Origin of the sequence: Bradyrhizobium sp. 613_E4_N2_2 (assembly GCF_052075995.1) — a bacterium.
GTDB classification, from domain to species: domain Bacteria; phylum Pseudomonadota; class Alphaproteobacteria; order Rhizobiales; family Xanthobacteraceae; genus Bradyrhizobium; species Bradyrhizobium barranii.
In genome coordinates this window covers 8,371,080-8,386,759 of record NZ_CP197234.1, presented here as the reverse complement: position 1 = coordinate 8,386,759, position 15,680 = coordinate 8,371,080, and the positions used below count along the sequence as shown (strand labels likewise).

At 64.5% G+C, this 15,680-nt stretch carries 19 protein-coding genes and 1 tRNA gene; 16 read left to right on the top strand and 4 right to left on the bottom strand.

The window, feature by feature from the left end:
- Window positions 1-209: 209 nt before the first annotated feature.
- Together AB7290_RS39835 and AB7290_RS39830 are read left to right on the top strand one after the other, a co-directional pair.
- On the top strand, window positions 210-719 hold the full coding sequence (locus AB7290_RS39835) for a hypothetical protein (protein WP_085400910.1): 510 nt from the start codon (window positions 210-212) through the stop codon (window positions 717-719).
- 114 nt (window positions 720-833) lie between these two features.
- On the top strand, window positions 834-1,658 hold the full coding sequence (locus AB7290_RS39830; protein WP_085400911.1) for an alpha/beta fold hydrolase: 825 nt from the start codon (window positions 834-836) through the stop codon (window positions 1,656-1,658).
- Between the two features lie 222 nt (window positions 1,659-1,880).
- On the opposite strand, the gene AB7290_RS39825 is transcribed toward AB7290_RS39830, so the two are convergent.
- The gene (locus AB7290_RS39825) at window positions 1,881-2,534 is read right to left on the bottom strand and encodes a TetR/AcrR family transcriptional regulator (protein WP_085400912.1); all 654 of its coding nucleotides are present in this window, start codon (window positions 2,532-2,534) and stop codon (window positions 1,881-1,883) included.
- An 84-nt stretch (window positions 2,535-2,618) separates the two neighbouring features.
- On the opposite strand from AB7290_RS39825, the gene AB7290_RS39820 reads away from it, so the two are divergent.
- The 11 genes from AB7290_RS39820 to AB7290_RS39770 all read left to right on the top strand — a co-directional run bounded on the left by AB7290_RS39820 (window position 2,619) and on the right by AB7290_RS39770 (window position 9,540).
- Entirely contained in the window at window positions 2,619-3,557 is a 939-nt protein-coding gene (locus tag AB7290_RS39820; RefSeq protein ID WP_085400913.1) for an SDR family oxidoreductase, read from the top strand.
- Between the two features lie 26 nt (window positions 3,558-3,583).
- On the top strand, window positions 3,584-4,243 hold the full coding sequence (locus tag AB7290_RS39815) for an NAD(P)H-binding protein (protein ID WP_085400977.1): 660 nt from the start codon (window positions 3,584-3,586) through the stop codon (window positions 4,241-4,243).
- Between the two features lie 81 nt (window positions 4,244-4,324).
- Entirely contained in the window at window positions 4,325-4,774 is a 450-nt protein-coding gene (locus AB7290_RS39810; RefSeq protein WP_063986739.1) for a DUF2948 family protein, read from the top strand.
- A gap of 145 nt (window positions 4,775-4,919) precedes the next feature.
- Window positions 4,920-6,215 carry a histidinol dehydrogenase gene (gene hisD / locus AB7290_RS39805; RefSeq protein ID WP_085400914.1) on the top strand — a complete coding sequence of 432 codons (1,296 nt, stop codon included), beginning with the start codon at window positions 4,920-4,922 and terminating at the stop codon, window positions 6,213-6,215.
- The gene (locus AB7290_RS39800) at window positions 6,212-6,709 is read left to right on the top strand and encodes a UPF0262 family protein (protein WP_071909262.1); all 498 of its coding nucleotides are present in this window, start codon (window positions 6,212-6,214) and stop codon (window positions 6,707-6,709) included. The genes hisD and AB7290_RS39800 overlap by 4 nt, the downstream gene beginning before the upstream one ends.
- A gap of 132 nt (window positions 6,710-6,841) precedes the next feature.
- Window positions 6,842-7,309 carry an arsenate-mycothiol transferase ArsC gene (locus AB7290_RS39795; protein WP_085400915.1) on the top strand — a complete coding sequence of 156 codons (468 nt, stop codon included), beginning with the start codon at window positions 6,842-6,844 and terminating at the stop codon, window positions 7,307-7,309.
- A 146-nt stretch (window positions 7,310-7,455) separates the two neighbouring features.
- The gene (locus AB7290_RS39790; RefSeq protein ID WP_085400916.1) at window positions 7,456-8,085 is read left to right on the top strand and encodes a Maf-like protein; all 630 of its coding nucleotides are present in this window, start codon (window positions 7,456-7,458) and stop codon (window positions 8,083-8,085) included.
- Window positions 8,086-8,230: 145 nt separating this feature from the next.
- Entirely contained in the window at window positions 8,231-8,413 is a 183-nt protein-coding gene (gene yacG, locus AB7290_RS39785; protein ID WP_028151429.1) for a DNA gyrase inhibitor YacG, read from the top strand.
- A 184-nt stretch (window positions 8,414-8,597) separates the two neighbouring features.
- Window positions 8,598-8,673 (top strand) — tRNA-Phe (locus AB7290_RS39780).
- Window positions 8,674-8,778: 105 nt separating this feature from the next.
- The gene (locus tag AB7290_RS39775) at window positions 8,779-8,934 is read left to right on the top strand and encodes a hypothetical protein (protein ID WP_155794856.1); all 156 of its coding nucleotides are present in this window, start codon (window positions 8,779-8,781) and stop codon (window positions 8,932-8,934) included.
- 114 nt (window positions 8,935-9,048) lie between these two features.
- Window positions 9,049-9,540: a hypothetical protein gene (locus tag AB7290_RS39770; RefSeq protein ID WP_441254374.1), complete on the top strand. Its 492-nt coding sequence runs from the start codon at window positions 9,049-9,051 to the stop codon at window positions 9,538-9,540.
- Window positions 9,541-10,101: 561 nt separating this feature from the next.
- Here AB7290_RS39770 and AB7290_RS39765 read toward each other — a convergent pair.
- Window positions 10,102-10,485 carry a PLDc N-terminal domain-containing protein gene (locus AB7290_RS39765; protein WP_028147401.1) on the bottom strand — a complete coding sequence of 128 codons (384 nt, stop codon included), beginning with the start codon at window positions 10,483-10,485 and terminating at the stop codon, window positions 10,102-10,104.
- Window positions 10,486-10,641: 156 nt separating this feature from the next.
- On the opposite strand from AB7290_RS39765, the gene AB7290_RS39760 reads away from it, so the two are divergent.
- On the top strand, window positions 10,642-10,767 hold the full coding sequence (locus AB7290_RS39760) for a hypothetical protein (protein WP_256376437.1): 126 nt from the start codon (window positions 10,642-10,644) through the stop codon (window positions 10,765-10,767).
- A gap of 127 nt (window positions 10,768-10,894) precedes the next feature.
- Here AB7290_RS39760 and AB7290_RS39755 read toward each other — a convergent pair whose 3' ends face one another.
- Window positions 10,895-11,122, bottom strand: a complete 228-nt coding sequence (locus AB7290_RS39755; protein ID WP_085400918.1) for a DUF3551 domain-containing protein — start codon at window positions 11,120-11,122, stop codon at window positions 10,895-10,897.
- A gap of 899 nt (window positions 11,123-12,021) precedes the next feature.
- A complete protein-coding gene (locus AB7290_RS39750) occupies window positions 12,022-14,142 on the bottom strand; it encodes an ATP-binding protein (protein ID WP_085400919.1) in 2,121 nt (706 codons plus the stop codon).
- Window positions 14,143-14,285: 143 nt separating this feature from the next.
- Between AB7290_RS39750 and AB7290_RS39745 the strand changes: the two genes are divergently transcribed.
- Both AB7290_RS39745 and AB7290_RS39740 read left to right on the top strand, forming a co-directional pair.
- On the top strand, window positions 14,286-14,948 hold the full coding sequence (locus AB7290_RS39745) for an FABP family protein (RefSeq protein ID WP_063985871.1): 663 nt from the start codon (window positions 14,286-14,288) through the stop codon (window positions 14,946-14,948).
- A gap of 19 nt (window positions 14,949-14,967) precedes the next feature.
- Entirely contained in the window at window positions 14,968-15,678 is a 711-nt protein-coding gene (locus tag AB7290_RS39740) for a RibD family protein (protein ID WP_085400920.1), read from the top strand.
- Window positions 15,679-15,680 lie beyond the last annotated feature (2 nt).

Here is a 15,680-nt window from a genome sequence, read left to right as displayed (position 1 = left end):
GAAGACCTGCAAGCTCGTAGCCCGGATTTAGCTTCGCCCCATCCGGGCTACAAACTGCTCTCGTTTGTGACAGCGGTGCAAAAAATTCAGTCATGCGTTTGTCGATTCGCACGACGGCGCATGGCTCCGCACGAGCCTGTGACATCGCGCATGTAGCCATTCAATGAGGGCCGTAATACCATCCAAAGCTTCCAAACGGAGAGAGTGAGATGATGCTTGGATTGAGCCTGCCCGCCTTCACGTTGGTCCATGTCATCATCAGCCTGATCGGCATCGTCGCCGGCCTGGTCGTGATGTTCGGCCTGCTCGGGTCGAAGCCGATGCCGGGCCTCACCGCGATCTTCCTGCTGTTCACGATCCTCACCAGCGTCACCGGCTTCCTGTTTCCGTTCAAGGAGCTGCTGCCCTCGTACATCATCGCCGGCATCTCGCTGGTGCTGCTCGCGATCGCCTGCCTCGCGCTCTACGGAATGAAGCTCAAAGGGGTCTGGCGTCCCGTCTACATCGTGACCGCGATGATCTCGCTCTATTTCAACGTCTTCGTGCTGGTGATCCAGTCGTTCCTGAAGGTGCCGGCGCTCGCCGCGCTCGCGCCTGCCGTGCCGCCGAATCCGCCGGGAGGCCCCGTGTTCGCCGTGGTGCAGGGCATCGTGCTGGTGTTCTTCGTGGTGCTGACCATCGGCGCCTGGCGCCGCTACAAGCCGATGACGTTTGCCTGATCGCACGTTCACGGTCGGTGCGCGGCATCGACCTCGTGACATCGCCCGACCATCTCCGGATCGCCGGCTCGCGTTTTGCGAGCCCCGGATTGATTTTCACTGAAGGAGCCATTCATGCCCACCATCACCACCAAGGACGGCGTCGAGATCTTTTTCAAGGATTGGGGCTCGGGCCAGCCGATCGTGTTCAGCCATGGCTGGCCGCTGTCGGCCGACGACTGGGACACGCAGATGATATTCTTCGCCAATCACGGCTACCGCGTCATCGCCCATGACCGCCGCGGCCACGGCCGCTCCTCGCAGGTCGCCGACGGCCACGACATGGATCACTATGCCGACGATCTCGCGGCGGTGACCGCGCATCTCGACCTCAAGAACGCCATCCATGTCGGCCACTCCACCGGCGGCGGCGAGGTCGTGCACTACATCGCGCGTCACGGCGAGAGCCGGGTGGCGAAGGCTGCGATCCTCTCCGCGGTGCCGCCGCTGATGGTGCAGACGGCGGCCAATCCCGGCGGCCTGCCGAAGAGCGTGTTCGACGATCTCCAGAAGCAGCTCGCCGCCAGCCGCACCGGCTTCTACCGCGACGTCGCTTCCGGTCCTTTCTACGGCTACAACCGTCCCGGCGCAAAGCCGTCGGAAGCGGTGATCCAGAACTGGTGGCGCCAGGGCATGATGGGCGGCGCGAAGGCGCATTACGATGGCATCGTCGCGTTCTCGCAGACCGATTTCACCGAGGACCTGAAGAAGATCAGCGTGCCCGTGCTGGTGATGCACGGCGACGACGACCAGATCGTTCCCTACGCCGATTCCGGCCCGCTGTCGGCCAAGCTGCTGAAGAACGGCACGCTCAAGACCTACAAGGGCTTCCCGCACGGCATGCCGACCACGCACGCCGAAACCATCAACGCGGACCTGCTCGCGTTCTTCAAGGGGTGAGGGAGTCTTCCTTCTCCCCTTGTGGGAGAAGGTGGCATAGGCGGCCTTCGGCCGCCGTTCTTAAGAACGCCGATGCTCTGCATCGGCTATGGCGCCGGATAAGGGGTCTGCTTCAACGAGTCGAACTGCAAGAGTTCACGCGCGGAGACAACCCCTCACCCGTCTCAATCGCGCGAAGCGCGATTGATCCACCCTCTCCCACAAGGGGAGAGGGGAAGAGCGTCACTTCAAGATCGCCCTGATCGCATCGAACGTGCGCTTCACGAAAACCTCCGGCTTCTCGCGCACACCTTCGCCGATCCAGCTTTCGCCGCCGACGCGCATCGCGCCGGTGGCGATCATGGCGACGAGCCGTGCCTTGAGCCTGTCCGATTTGGTTTTGGCACGCTGCGAAAGCCCTTCGGCCAGTGCGCGCTCGAGCTTCTCGTATTTGAGCTGGTCGCGCGCCTGCAGCGCGGGATTGTCGCGCTTGAGCCGCGACATCGCCGCCGCTTCCGCCGGGTCGATCCGCCTGACCGCCGCCGCGATCGCATTCTCCGCCGCCGTCAGCATGGTTTCGCCCGCTGGCCGCGCCACGACCTCTGCGACCAGCGCGCTTGCTGCGCCCTCCTGCCAGGCGGCGACCACGTCCTCCTTCGACGCGAAGTAGTGGAAGAAGCTGCGGCGTGACACGTCGGCCGCGGTCGCGATGTCGTCGATGGTCGTGGCCTCGAAGCCGCGCTCCAGGAACAGCGCCATCGCCGCACGGGTCAGCCGCTCGCGGGTCTCTTGCAATTTACGCTGGCGCAGGCCGGGGCCGTCAGGGGATTTTGCTCCTGCCGGCAATGGCTTGGCGCCTGTCCTGACCGATTTCCCGCCGGGCTTTGAAGCCTTCAAATTATTTCACCTCTTGCAAACTTGCACTCAGTGCACATTTAGACCGGTCGCGGGCCTCATTCCAGCCCCGAACGGAGATACGGCATGACCGACTGGAGCACGGCAGACATCCCCTCCCTCAGCGGCAAGACCGCCGTCGTGACCGGGGCGACGGGCGGCCTCGGCTACGAGACGGCGATGGCGCTGGCGGGCGCCGGTGCCATTGTCATACTCACCGGACGCAACGACGCAAAGGGCCTGCGGGCGATCGAGGGCATTTGCGAGCGGTTTCCCAACGCATTGATCGCCTACGAGCATCTCGATCTCGCCAGTCTCGCCTCCGTCGCCGATTTTACCAGGCGCTTTGCCGCCAGCAATGAGCAGCTCGATCTCCTCATCAACAATGCCGGCGTGATGGCGCTGCCGAAGCGGCAGCAGACAGAGGATGGTTTCGAGATGCAGCTCGGCACCAACTATCTCGGCCATTACGCGCTGACAGCACAGCTGTTGCCGCAGCTTCGCCGCGCGAAAGCGCCTCGCATCGTCAATCTGTCGAGCCTCGCGCACCGCTCCGGCGCGATCAATTTCGACGATCTGCAAGGCAAGCGTTCCTATCGTCCCTGGCGTGCCTATTGCCAGTCCAAGCTGGCGATGCTGATGTTTTCGCTGGAGCTGCAGCGCCGCAGCCTCGCCGCCGGCTGGGGCCTGACGAGCCTTGCTGCCCATCCCGGCTACGCGCGGACCGATCTCATTCCGAACGGGCCGGGCGCCAACAGCTTCCAGTGGCGTGTGAGCCGTTGGCTCCAGCCTTTCATAAGCCACTCCGCAGCCGAAGGCGCGCTGCCCACGCTGTTCGCGGCAACCTCTCCGGCTGCAGAGCCCGGTGGCTATTACGGTCCGAACTGGTTCTACGAATTGAAGGGGCCGCCCGCGCCGGCGAAGATCATGCCGCAGGCGAAGGATTTCGCCGCGGCCGCCATGCTGTGGGATGTCTCGGCGACGTTGACCGGTGTATCCTTCGACGAGATCGCGGTCGCCGCATGAGCCACGGGCCGGTTGGGGACGTCACGATGCAAGTCATCATCTTCGGCGCGACCGGCATGGTCGGGCAGGGCGTATTGCGCGAATGCCTGATCGACACCGGCATCGACCGCGTGCTCGTGGTCGGCCGCAGCCCGACCGGCGTCCGCAATGCCAAGCTCACCGAAATCACGCACGGCGATTTCACCGACTACTCGGCGATCGAAGCGCAGCTCACGGGCTTCGATGCCTGCTTCTTCTGCCTCGGCGTCTCCTCGATCGGCATGAGCGAGGATCGCTATCGCCATCTCACCTACGATCTCACGCTCGCGGCGGCGACGACGCTCGCGAAGCTCAATCCGCAGATGACGTTCGTCTACGTCACCGGCGCCGGCACCGATTCCACCGAGCAGGGATCGCGGATGTGGGCGCGGATCAAGGGCAAGACCGAAAACGATCTGCTCAAGCTGCCGTTCCGGGGCGCCTACATGTTCCGTCCAGGCGCGATCCAGCCCCTGCACGGCGCCCGCTCGAAGACCGCCTGGGTGCAGGCCGTGTATGCCACAACCGGGCCGCTCTGGTCGGCGCTGCGCCGGATCTCGCCGCGGCTCGTCACCTCGACCGAGCAGATGGGCCGCGCCATGATTCGTGTCGCCCGGGAGGGGTATCCGCGGAAGGTGCTGGAGATGGAGGATATCAATAGCCTCTAGCCGGCTGGCCCGTTAGTTTCACGGAAATTTCCGCGTCCGCGCGCGTTGAGCCTTATCGGCCCCCGAGGAGAAATGCCGGCGATGTCGCCCCAGCTCAAACTGATCGCGCTCGACGCCGACGATCTCGCCGTGATCTCGACCCATGTGCAGGACGCCCGCGTCCAGGCCGCCGACATCATCTGGCGGCAAAGCGAGAAGCGGCTGGTGGTCGGGATGAGCCGGCTGGACTGGGAGCAGTCACTGGACGGCGAGGCCGAACCCCGCCGGCTGGTCGCCGCGCTCCGCTTCGACCGCGTGCTCGCCTGCAAGTCGCGCAACATCGACCTCGGCGCGCCGGACGAGGTTCTGGACCTCGTCGGCATCGAGTTTCACTCCCAGGACGGCCGCGACGAGGAGCCCGGCGGCAGCGCCCTGCTGCTGTTCGCCCATGGCGGCGCCATCCGCCTCGACGTCGAATGTCTGGAATGCGAGTTGACCGATCTGGGGGCGGACGCGCTCGGGGCCGGACTGGGCCTCGAGGAGGAGGGGTGAGCTGGCCGGTATACCAGTCAAGCCAGGTCGGGCCGCTGCCGGAACGGCATCTCCCGAGGGTTGACGCAGCTTCCCCGCCGCGCCATTGAGCAGGGGGTCGGGTGAGCCAATCCGCCCCAAAGACCAGCCGGAAGCCAAGCCAAAAATGCCCGTTCGTCTCGACCGCAGCAGCGCCGATTTTGACCAGCGATTCGCGGCCTTCCTCGCCGCCAAGCGCGAGGTCTCGGCCGACGTCGAGGCCGTCGTGCGCACCATCGTCGACGACGTCGCCCGGCGGGGCGATGCGGCCCTGCTCGAGGCCACGGCAAAGTTCGACCGGCTGAAGCTGGATGCATCCGGCCTGCGCGTCACCGCCGCCGAAATCGAGACGGCCGTCAAGGCCTGCGATGCCGCGACACTGGATGCGCTCAAGCTCGCGCGCGACCGCATCGAGACCTATCACCGCCGCCAGCTTCCGAAGGACGAGCGCTTCACCGATCCGCTCGGTGTCGAGCTCGGCTGGCGCTATACCGCGATCGAATCCGCGGGCCTCTATGTGCCCGGCGGCACCGCGGCCTATCCGTCCTCGGTGCTAATGAACGCGGTCCCCGCGAAGGTCGCCGGCGTCGCGCGCCTCGTCATGGTGGTGCCGTCACCGGACGGCAAGCTCAACCCGCTGGTGCTGGCGGCCGCTTCGCTTGGCGGCGTCAGCGAGATCTACCGGGTCGGCGGCGCGCAGGCCGTGGCGGCGCTCGCGCACGGTACCGCCACGATCGCGCCGGTGGCCAAGATCGTCGGCCCCGGCAACGCCTATGTCGCCGCCGCAAAGCGCCTGGTGTTCGGCAAGGTCGGTATCGATATGATCGCGGGACCCTCCGAGGTGCTGGTGATTGCCGACGACACCGGCAATGCCGACTGGATCGCCGCTGATCTGCTGGCGCAGGCCGAGCATGATGCCAGCGCGCAATCGATCCTGATCACGGATTCCGCGCGTCTCGCCGCGGATGTCGAAAAGGCCGTCGAAGCGCAACTGAAGACATTGCCGCGCGCCGCGATCGCCGGCACGTCGTGGGCCGATTTCGGCGCCATCATCATGGTCAAGAATCTTGCCGACGCCATTCCGCTCGCGGATGCGATCGCGGCCGAGCATCTCGAGATCATGACTGATGATCCCGACGCGCTTGCCGGAAAGATCCGCAACGCCGGCGCGGTGTTCCTCGGGGCGCATACGCCGGAGGCGATCGGCGACTATGTCGGCGGCTCCAACCACGTGCTGCCGACGGCGCGCTCGGCGCGGTTCTCCTCAGGCCTCGGAGTTGCCGACTTCATGAAGCGCACCTCAATCCTGAAATGCGGTCCGGACCAGCTGCGTGCGCTCGGACCTGCCGCGATGACGCTCGGACAAGCGGAGGGGCTGGACGCTCATTCGCGCTCGATTGGATTGCGCCTCAATCTGTCATGACCCAGCCGCCCGAACAGGACGACTCGACCAATCGCATCGTCGCGGTCACCCTCGACGAGGACTCGATCGGCCGTTCCGGGCCGGACATCGAGCACGAGCGCGCGATCGCGATCTACGATCTGATCGAGCAGAATTTGTTCGCGCCCGATGGCGCCGACGGGAAGGGGCCGTTCACGCTGCATATCGGCATCACCGGCAGCCGGCTGATGTTCGACATTCGCCGCGAGGAAGGCACGCCCGTGGTCGCGCATCTGTTGTCGCTGACGCCGTTCCGGCGGATCGTGAAGGACTATTTCATGATCTGCGACAGCTACTATCAGGCGATCCGGACAGCTACGCCGGACAAGATCGAGGCCATCGACATGGGCCGCCGCGGCATCCATGACGAGGGATCGCGCACGCTCCAGGAGCGGCTGAAGGGCAAGGTGCGGGTCGACTTCGAGACCTCGCGCCGGCTGTTCACGCTCATCACCGTCCTGCACTGGAAGGGTTAGGCGCATGATCCCGAAAAGTGGGCACCGGTTTTCGGACCAGATCATGCGCGAGACAAACGGCTTAATGGCCCGGAAAAATGTGCAGCGGTTTTCCGACAAGGCCATGCCCTCTTTCAAAAGAGGCTAGGCGCGATGGCGGGTCCGCCACGCGCACGCGATCCGCAATCGGTGCTGTTCGCCTGCGCGATGAACAGCGTGCGCTCGCCGATGGCCGAGAGCCTGCTCCGGCACATGTTTCCGCAGGGCCTCTACGTGAAGTCGGCCGGCGCCAGGAAAGGCGAGCTCGATCCCTTCGTGGTCGCCGTGATGGACGAGCTGGGGCAGGACATCTCCACCCACAAGCCGCAGACCTTCGAGGAGCTGGAGGATTGGGAGGGGCTGAATTTCGACCTCATCATCACGCTCTCGCCCGAAGCGCACCACAAGGCGCTGGAGCTGACCCGCACGCTCGCCGCCGACGTCGAATACTGGCCGACGCAGGATCCCACCACCATCGAAGGCACCCGCGACCAGAAGCTCGCCGCCTACCGCGAGGTCTGCGACCAGCTCCTGATGCGCATCCGCAGGCGTTTTGCGAAGGTCGGCGCGGCGAGCGGTTAGCCGTAACACCCGCGTCACAGACCGAGGGCACACGCATGTTGGACGCCTCGAATCAGTAAAGTCCGGGTTCCCGGGTTGTGAAATCAGCCCCCTTCCGATAGGTTCCGCGCGCAATTCATCCCCTGCTTCATCCCCCAAATCACCTGATGCTCGGCCGCCCCAAATTCGTACTTGCCTCCGGTTCGCCGCGGCGCCTGTCGCTGCTCAACCAGGCTGGCATCGAGCCGGACGCGCTCCGGCCGGCCGACGTCGACGAGACGCCGAAGCGGGGCGAGCTGCCGCGCGCCTGCGCCAACCGTCTCGCAAGGGCCAAGGCCGATGCGGCGCTGAAATCGGTGCAGCTCGACGACGAGCTGCGCGGCGCCTTCATCCTCGCCGCCGACACGGTTGTGGCGGTCGGCCGCCGCATCCTGCCCAAGGCCAATCTGGTGGACGAGGCGGCGCAGTGCCTGCGGCTGCTGTCGGGCCGCAACCACCGCGTCTACACCGCGATCTGCCTGGTGACGCCGCGCGAGGCCTTCCGCCAGCGCCTGGTCGAGACCCGCGTCCGCTTCAAGCGCCTCTCCGAGGACGACATCCAAGCCTATATCGGCTCCGGCGAATGGCGCGGCAAAGCCGGCGGTTACGCCGTGCAGGGCATCGCCGGCTCCTTCGTGGTCAAGATGGTCGGGTCCTACAGCAACGTCGTCGGCCTGCCGCTCTACGAGACCACGACGCTGCTCGGCGGCGAAGGTTTTCCGATCCGCTTCGGCTGGCTCAACGCCACGGCCATCTAGCGCGCCGACAAAAATCTCGAAAACAACCCCATGCACAGTAGAATGGGCCCGCTTGACCCGGCCCGCGACGCCTGCGCGACCGCCCGAGGAACCGCTTTACCGACAGGCTCTTGAACGCCTTCACCCCGAGTAAGCTGCCGACATCATGGACGACCACGTCAAAAAGCCCGCCGGCCCGCTCAAAACCTGCCCGATCTGCGGCAAGCCGCAGTCGGAAGCCACCCGCCCGTTCTGCTCCTCGCGCTGCCGCGACGTCGACCTGAACCGCTGGCTGAAAGGCTCCTACGTCATCCCCGGCCGCGATGACGAGGCGGATGGCGAAGAATAGCCAATAATATCAGATGTTTATTTCGACTTCCGATTCGCCGCGCACCAGCCGCAGCAAGCCCGCCCCACCTTGTGCACAGCCGGGCCGCGCCCGGCGAAGCCACTTGGCGAAGCCGGGTGGACATGCCGCTCCGAGCCCACTATAAACCGCCCGCTCGATGGGCCTTGGCCCCTCTTTGGAGCACGCCCAGGTAGCTCAGTTGGTAGAGCATGCGACTGAAAATCGCAGTGTCGGTGGTTCGATTCCGCCCCTGGGCACCATCCTGGTGTTTGCCCTCGTTCTCCGGCATCCGCTGACGCCAATTTCTCCGGCCTATTCCAGGAACGCCACCGTGGCTGAGCGCGAACTTTGGTTTAGCGGGCGCGGTGCTGCTGACGATGCTCATTCATGGCTGCGCCCGCTTCAAGGCGGAATGCAACGATGATTTCCGCCCGCTCCAGGAGCCAAACCTCATCGTCGTCGCCATCGCGGTCGCCGTTCTGATGACGTTCTTCCAGTGGTTGATCACCACGGGCGGATGACGAGAGCGGCCGAATCAAGTTGCAGGGTTCGGCGATGCAACTTCAATCGGCGCGTGATATCCTCGTCTCGGGGGATGGAATGGACTGTCCCTCCGCATCTGGAAGGACATGGCCATGACGTTGTCGTCACGCTTCGTTGCGCGTCCCGCTGTCACATTCCCATCGATTGCACTGTTGCTGTGCGGCCTGAGCGGCACGGCAATGTCTCAACCGACGCCCACCGAGACTCAGCTTCCCAGCATCACGGTCGACGCGCCGAGACAGGTGGCGAGGCCGCACAAGCCAACGCATCACGTGGCCATCCGCAGCACCGGGTATCGGACATCGCCAGCCACATCGACGGCCGTGGCGGCGCCGATGTCGGATGCCGCGAGGCTCGCCAAGCTCGAACGCGAAACGAGCAGCTGTGCCGGCGGTTGCCAATCGAGCTTCAAGACGGGAAATCAGCCCTGGGTCGGCTGCAACGCTTCGGGCGGCGTGTACTCCTTCACGTGCCGGAACGTCGGCAACTTCAAGACTTACGACGAGTGCAAGGAAGCCGGACGGGTCACCGGCTGGCGATCGGGCGAGACCTCGGCGTATTGCAGCAGACTGGCGTTGAAGTAGGGGCGGCTGGGGGTTGAGGAGGCTCGTCGGCTAGGCCAGCCTCCTCCGATCGGACTGGGCACAGTCGCCCGCGCACCTCGATGGTTGATGCGAGAGCGATCCGGTGGGCAACCTGCAAACCCGCAAGACGAAGTCTGCCTTCTAATTCCCTTTGGGCCCGGGCGGTCCGATCGGGCCCGCAGGTCCGGCCGGCCCTGGAGGACCCGCTGGCCCGGGGAGGCCGCAATTCTGTATCACCACGTCTCTCGTATCCGGTCCGGACGTGATCTTTACGATACAAGTCGATGGAAACTCCGGTCCAATCCACCGAAATCCTCCGGTCGAAGTGCTCTCGACTTTCACGGTTTTGCTCGGACTGATCTTGATTTCCACGCCGGACTCGCGGGGCCGTCTTACTCTTCCGACGATGACCAACTCGCCCTGCGATATGGTGGCGGTTGTTATGAATATTTCCGCATGCGCGCTTTCAGTCCACGCAATTGCAAAGCCAGCAATAAGAGCTCCAACGGTGCCAAAAGGCTTTGCGAACATCATGGGCCTCCCCGCTTCCCTCACCGATGGTTAGGAGACCAGCTTGGTGCGAAGGCGCCCGTACTCGGTATCGGTTATAGATCCCGATTTTTTGAGCTGATCGAGCTTGGAAAGCTCGTCGGCGACACTAAAGCCGACGATGTGCCGTAATTCCTCGCGCGCCCGCTGAGCCTGCTCAGCGCTGCGTTCCGCCATCCCCCTGCCTTGGGTGATGAGGTAAGCAAAGATGCCGAGGTAGGAGGTCAGAACAAGTGCAAGCACCCACAGTGCCTTACCCCATCCGGAAATGTCGTGGCGCCTGAACAGGTCGCCATAGATGACAATGAGCAGCCAGAACCAAACGACAAATGCGAATACAGCAATTATATCCATCAGAAAATTTCGATATGTGAATCCTTCCTGAGCGAAGAACATTGCGATCCCCTTATTGAGTTGCCGTTCTCGATCTTTCCTGTAGGCCAGTCGCACGGCCCGCTACGCGAAGGCTCAACGGCAGTACCGATGCGACACGCGGTGCGACCTTCCGCTGGTCGAGCGGTACCAGCAGTTGCCGTTCCTCCAATAATATCGATGCCAATGTTGATGTCGCCGGTGGGCGCCCGCGATGGCTCCGGCCGTCGCCCCTATGGCAGCGCCGCGGCGACCACCAACAGCACCACCGATGACGGCACCTCGAAGCGCACTCTGAGCAAATGATTCGCTGGAAGGGACCATTCCTGCGAACGAGAGCAGGATGACGAACAGTGCAAGCTTTCGCATCGGGGGCCTTCCCTTGATTGACTGCTTCTGCCATGCCGTGCCGCCGAATAGCTCCGAGCGGTGATTAGCGCCGCCGCGGAGCGGCATAGCGCGGGTTGATGCCGCAATATGCGTTCGTGCCAGAAGCAGCAGCCAGGCATTGCGAGCGGGTGGCGAACTGACAATTGCCCGGAAAGCCCCAATTGCGACCTCGCAGGCAGTATCGATCCGCCTCGGCAGCTCGGACTGGCTCCAAAAAAGCAAGGAATACAGCGGCAGTGAGTAACGTCAGCAGCGGAGCGACACGATGCATATCGATCTCCGTGGATGGAGGAGGTGAATATACTGGCGGCGCGAGGGGAATACCGCCAGTAAAAGCCCTTGCCAGACGCTGGGGCGTTTATTGATGCTACCTGGCGCGAAAAGCGCTCATGCTATTCAGGCTCGGAACCGCTTGTAGGTAAACGTAACAATTGCCATTGCGTGTCCTTGAATGCGGACCGCTGGCCGGATGACGTACGGCTTTCGGATATCGAGCCCCGTTTCATCTGCGCCGCCTGCGGCAGGCGGGCGCCGATGTCGCGCCAGATGGAGCCGCAGAGACATGGTTCGGGGAGAACGATCCCGAGGGCGTGGCGTTTGAATATGAGGTTCTTGAATGAACCGGATCGGCCGCAGGACTATCTACGCCATGTCAGTAATCGTTGTGCTGCTGATCGTCTGGTAGATTCTCGCACCGCTTTGAAGGAGTGAGACGTCGTCGCGCAAGGCCAATGAACCTTGCATACTTGTAACGAGGCGGACACCGAAGCGCCTTCTGGGTGGCCAAATGCTGGCGGAATGTGAGGGCTTATAAAAGCCGACCCTGGCCCACGGGATTTACTCCGATGTTATTTCAAGCGGCGATTATTTGCCTGATCGTACTCAGCATCGGCGTTCTCGTCGCCCACGCGGTTGACGCTCTCAGAACGTAGCGAGCCCGCCAGCGTGAACCGGCGGGCCTCCACCTCGGTCTTCTCAGTTCACGCCCAGAGTCTGGCGTTGAAGTAGATGCGGCTGGGGTTGAGGAGGTTCGTCGGCTAGGCCAGGCTCCTCCGATCGGACTGGGGTACAGTCGCCCGCGCATCGATAATCACGGCGTGATCGCCGATACACATCATCGCACCGGCATGTCGCTTTCGCTCATGCGAGCTGCTCGCCCGCTTGCGTCGCCTACCGCCCCGCCTTCGCCAAGCCCGCCAGGCTCGCCGCCAGCTCATCGCTTCGGAACGGCTTCGTCAGCAGCGACAGGTCCGGCGTGATGCCCTCGTTGTTGGCGTAGCCTGACACGACGAGGATCTGGAGCTCGGGATATTGATTGCGCAGCGCGAGGCCGAGGTCTGTTCCGCTCATGCCGGGCATCAAATGGTCGGTGACGAGCAGGTTCGGCCGCAGGCCTTCCCTGACGCGCTGAAGCGCGTCCTCCGCCGAGGCGGCTTCGACGACGTTGTAGCCGAGCTCGCCCAGCATCTCGGCGGTGCTCATGCGCACCAGCGGTTCGTCATCCACCAGCAGAGCCGTGCCGACGGGCTGTGGCCGCAGTTTTGATTGCGGGACGGCATCAATGGCGCTCGCGACGGCGTGGCTGACCGGCAGCCACAGCTCGACCGTCGTCCCAGCCCCCATGGCGCTCCTGATCGTCAGCGCGCCGCCGAGCTGTGACGCAAGGCCGTGGACCATCGAGAGGCCAAGACCGGTGCCTCGCCCGACGCCCTTGGTCGAGAAGAACGGTTCGACGGCGTGGGCCAGTGTGAACTCGTCCATGCCGATGCCGGTATCGGCGACGGAGATGCAGACATAGGCGCCCGGTGCCAATTCCGAATTGTGAGAGTCTCCAATCGTCCGGGCCTTCGCCGAGATGCGCAGCTTGCCGCCGCCGGGCATGGCATCCCTGGCGTTCACGCTGAGGTTCAGGATCGCCATCTCGATCTGGTTGGGATCGGCCATGGCCGCGGGAAGGTCTTCCGGCGTGTCCACCGTCACCTGGATCTGCGGCCCGGTCGTGCTCGAGATCAGGTCGCCCATCTCGGCAACGAGGAGACCAATGTTGACGGGAATGGCCTGAAGCGGTTGCCGGCGCGCGAAAGCGAGCAGGCGCTGAACCAGCGTCTTGGCGCGCTCGGCCGCCTGTGCTGCGCCGGCGATGAGGCGATGCTCGCGCTCGCCGCCGATGCCCTTGCGCTGAAACAGGTCGAGCAGGCCGACGATCGGCGTGAGCAGATTGTTGAAGTCGTGCGCGACGCCGCCCGTGAGCTGGCCCATGGCCTCCATCTTCTGGGCCTGGCGGAGCGCTTCCTCGGCCTGCGCGAGCCGCGCCTGCTCCTCCAGGCGATCCGTCACGTCGACCCCGGTCAGGAACGCGCCGATCCGCGTGCCGTCCGGAGCGCGGAGCGCCTCGAACTTCATCTCGTAGACGCGGCGGTCGAACCGGGGATCGCCGAACTCATCGATGTTGGTGAAGGCTTCGCCGGCCAGCGCCCGGCTCCAGATCGCGGTTGCCGCCGCGAGATGCTCGGGCCGGTCGGCCAGGAACTGCTGCAGGGAATCGCCGATCTGCGGCCGCTTGCCGTAGATGCGCTGATAGGCATCGGCGCAGGACGTGTTGATCGCCAGCCAGCGATAATCGAGATCGAGCGCCTGGATCTGTCCGTCGGTGGTTTCCACGATCGTCGCCAGCAAATGACGCTCGGCGGTGCGTTCGGCGACGCGCTGCTCGAGGGTCGTGGTCAGCTCCCTGTATCGCGCTTCGCTCGCCCGCAGCCGCGTCTCGCCCAGCACGCGCTCCGTCGTCTCGGACACGATGCAAAGCACTCCGCCGACCGAGCCGTCATCGTCCCGCACGGCCGAGTAGGAGACGTCCCAGTAGCTGGTTTCGCCGTAGCCGTGGCGCTCGACGTAGAACGGTCGATCCTTGGCGGCGAATGTCTTTCTGGTTCGGCGCACGCCTGATAGCAGCGGTTCGAGATCGTCCCACAGCTCGCCCCAGTTTTCGATCGCGGGGCGACCGAGGGCGCGGGGATGATTGGCGCCGATGCCCGGGGCGTAGGCGTCATTGTAGAGCGCGACGAAGTCGGGCCCCCAGAACAGGACGATCTGGGCTTGCGCGGCCAGCAGCATGCTGACCGTCGTTTTCAGCGCCTGAGACCAATCGCGGGGATGACCGAGCGGTGAATCCGACCAGTCGCGGGCGCTCATCATCGCGCCCAGCTTGCCTCCGTCAGCGAGGAAGCCCAATTCAATCGACCGCCGAGCAGCCTTCTCAGACAGCACCGGATCCCCCGCTACGCGTGACACGGGCGTCCTTGCCCATTCGAGCCGGCTTTCGAGGGCTCGTGCTCAAGCGCAGATAACACCCGGCGCGCGCTCTGGTTCCATTCCAGTCGATTCCCGCCGTCCTTGTGCTATTGCTGCTCCCCGCAACTTGACGCGAGGTTCCCATGCTCCCCATTCCCGCCGACATCTTCACCGAGCCCGAGGACGTTTCGCCCGACGGCCTTGCCAATCTCGGCCCGCTCCGCCGTCTCGCAGGGAGCTGGCAGGCGGACAAGGGCATCGACATCAATCCGAAGGCGGAGGGGCCGGAGCGGCGGACCTTCATCGAGCGCATCCGCATGGACCCGATCGACCCGCAGGCCAACGGGCCGCAGCTGTTTTACGGGCTGCGCTATCACATCCACATCAACACGCCCGAGGAAGACATCACCTTCCACGACCAGGTCGGCTATTGGCTGTGGGAGCCCGCGACCGGGCTGATCATGCAGACGCTCGCGATTCCGCGCGGACAGGTCTTGCTCGCCTCGGGCAAGGCCGGGCCGGATGACAGGAAGATATCGGTCACGGCGAAGCGCGGCGACACGGCTTACGGAATCTGCTCGACCGATTTCCTGGAACAGGCCTTCCGCACCGATTCCTATCGCTGCGACATCACCTTCAACGATGACGGAAGCTGGAGCTATCTGATCCAGACCGAGTTGTTCGTGCGCGGCGCGCCGTTCAATCATCACGACAGCAACACGCTGAAGCTCGTCGCGCCGCCCAAGCTCAATCCGCTGGCGGTGATCGTGAAGGATCGCGCCGGGCGCGATGGATCAGCGGCCTGAAGCGTACCCGGAGAATTGCATGAAGCCCTACGTCATTTGCCTGATGCATTCCAGCCTGGACGGCCGCACGCATCCCAGCCGCTGGCGGCCGAAGGGGGCGGGCACAGACTGGTTCGAGAAGATCCATGACGAACTCGGCGGCGACGCCTGGGTGATCGGCCGCGTCACCGGCTCCGAGTTCGCCAAGGGCAAGCCCTATCCCGCAACGGCGGGCGAGACATTTCCCCGCCAAAGCTGGTTCGCGCGGCGCGATGCGAAAACCTATGGCGTCGTGCTCGACGCGCAGGGCAAGATCGGCTGGGGCCGGTCAGACATTGGCGGTGACCCGATCGTCGTGGTGCTGACCGAGGGCGTGCCGGATTCGCATCTGGCCGGGCTGCGCGGCGAGGGTGTGTCCTACATCTTCGCCGGCAAGTCCGAGATCGACCTGGCGCTGACGCTGGACATCCTCAATCGCGAGCTCGGCGTGAAGCGCTTGCTGGTCGAGGGCGGCGGCGTCGCCAATGGGGCCTTCCTGCGCGCCGGTCTCATCGACGAATTCAACCTGATCCTCAGCCCCGCGATCGATGGCGCCAGGGGCGCACCCTTCGTGTTCGATTCGACGGACGCGGACAGCGACAAGCGCGCGCCGCTCGCCGCGATGACGCTGGAGAGCACGCGCGACCTCGGCAGTGGCGTTCTGCTGCTGCGGTATCTGATCAAGAACGACCCGCAAGCGATGCCCAAGTAAGG

What these genes read in the sequence shown, in the direction of transcription:
- AB7290_RS39835 (WP_085400910.1), top strand. Translation starts at nt 210, where the DNA reads ATGATGCTTGGATTGAGCCTGCCCGCCTTCACGTTGGTCCATGTCATC.
- AB7290_RS39830 (WP_085400911.1), top strand. Translation starts at nt 834, where the DNA reads ATGCCCACCATCACCACCAAGGACGGCGTCGAGATCTTTTTCAAGGAT.
- AB7290_RS39820 (WP_085400913.1), top strand. Translation starts at nt 2,619, where the DNA reads ATGACCGACTGGAGCACGGCAGACATCCCCTCCCTCAGCGGCAAGACC.
- AB7290_RS39815 (WP_085400977.1), top strand. Translation starts at nt 3,584, where the DNA reads ATGCAAGTCATCATCTTCGGCGCGACCGGCATGGTCGGGCAGGGCGTA.
- AB7290_RS39810 (WP_063986739.1), top strand. Translation starts at nt 4,325, where the DNA reads ATGTCGCCCCAGCTCAAACTGATCGCGCTCGACGCCGACGATCTCGCC.
- hisD (WP_085400914.1), top strand. Translation starts at nt 4,920, where the DNA reads ATGCCCGTTCGTCTCGACCGCAGCAGCGCCGATTTTGACCAGCGATTC.
- AB7290_RS39800 (WP_071909262.1), top strand. Translation starts at nt 6,212, where the DNA reads ATGACCCAGCCGCCCGAACAGGACGACTCGACCAATCGCATCGTCGCG.
- AB7290_RS39795 (WP_085400915.1), top strand. Translation starts at nt 6,842, where the DNA reads ATGGCGGGTCCGCCACGCGCACGCGATCCGCAATCGGTGCTGTTCGCC.
- AB7290_RS39790 (WP_085400916.1), top strand. Translation starts at nt 7,456, where the DNA reads ATGCTCGGCCGCCCCAAATTCGTACTTGCCTCCGGTTCGCCGCGGCGC.
- yacG (WP_028151429.1), top strand. Translation starts at nt 8,231, where the DNA reads ATGGACGACCACGTCAAAAAGCCCGCCGGCCCGCTCAAAACCTGCCCG.
- AB7290_RS39770 (WP_441254374.1), top strand. Translation starts at nt 9,049, where the DNA reads ATGACGTTGTCGTCACGCTTCGTTGCGCGTCCCGCTGTCACATTCCCA.
- AB7290_RS39765 (WP_028147401.1), bottom strand. Translation starts at nt 10,485, where the DNA reads ATGTTCTTCGCTCAGGAAGGATTCACATATCGAAATTTTCTGATGGAT.
- AB7290_RS39760 (WP_256376437.1), top strand. Translation starts at nt 10,642, where the DNA reads ATGCCAATGTTGATGTCGCCGGTGGGCGCCCGCGATGGCTCCGGCCGT.
- AB7290_RS39755 (WP_085400918.1), bottom strand. Translation starts at nt 11,122, where the DNA reads ATGCATCGTGTCGCTCCGCTGCTGACGTTACTCACTGCCGCTGTATTC.
- AB7290_RS39745 (WP_063985871.1), top strand. Translation starts at nt 14,286, where the DNA reads ATGCTCCCCATTCCCGCCGACATCTTCACCGAGCCCGAGGACGTTTCG.
- AB7290_RS39740 (WP_085400920.1), top strand. Translation starts at nt 14,968, where the DNA reads ATGAAGCCCTACGTCATTTGCCTGATGCATTCCAGCCTGGACGGCCGC.